This window comes from Bartonella sp. AA81SXKL (assembly GCF_042196945.1).
GTDB lineage: Bacteria > Pseudomonadota > Alphaproteobacteria > Rhizobiales > Rhizobiaceae > Bartonella.
In genome coordinates this window covers 1-560 of record NZ_JBHIRH010000403.1, presented here as the reverse complement: position 1 = coordinate 560, position 560 = coordinate 1, and the positions used below count along the sequence as shown (strand labels likewise).

The window sequence follows — 560 nt, the reverse complement described above, 5'->3', positions numbered from 1 at the left end:
GCAATATCTTTTAAGTAATGGAGATTGCTTATTGCCTCACGCTTTTGTTTTTCACGTTCTTTAATAGGGTCACGCCCCTCACGTAAAACAGCCCGCCACCCAGTTGCCAATTCACGGGCTTGTTTTAAAGAGACATCTCTTAAAGCACCCAAGCCCATTTCGCGACGCCGCCCATGAATGGTATAACGATACAGCCATTGAGCACCTCCATCTTTACGCTTATGAAGAAGCAAGCCGGCACCATCATTATATTTGCCAGTTCCCAATGTTGCGACAGATCTTGCATTAAGACGATTCATAAGAACCATTTTTACTCCTTTCTGCTATAGTTTTTACCCACACGTCAGCCCCGCTTGTGGTGTGCAAGCAAGTGATATGAATTGATTCAAGATACACAGATTTAAGATGAGAGAATCTTACGTTATTCAGGGTTCTCATTCAATATGAATAACGCTAGATTATGATTATAAATCAATGCCTTGAACGCTTGTTGAATGCCGTTGGTTTGAAAGCGAGCGATATTACAAAGCGCCCGATTTAAGCACTGGAGAACTTCGTGA

1 protein-coding gene is annotated in these 560 nt (G+C 42.3%); it reads right to left on the bottom strand.

From position 1 onward, the window contains the following. A partial coding sequence (locus ACFINZ_RS11940; protein ID WP_375674074.1) for an Arm DNA-binding domain-containing protein occupies positions 1 to 308 on the bottom strand: 308 nt, incomplete at its 3' end. Between the last annotated feature and the right edge of the window lie 252 nt (positions 309 to 560).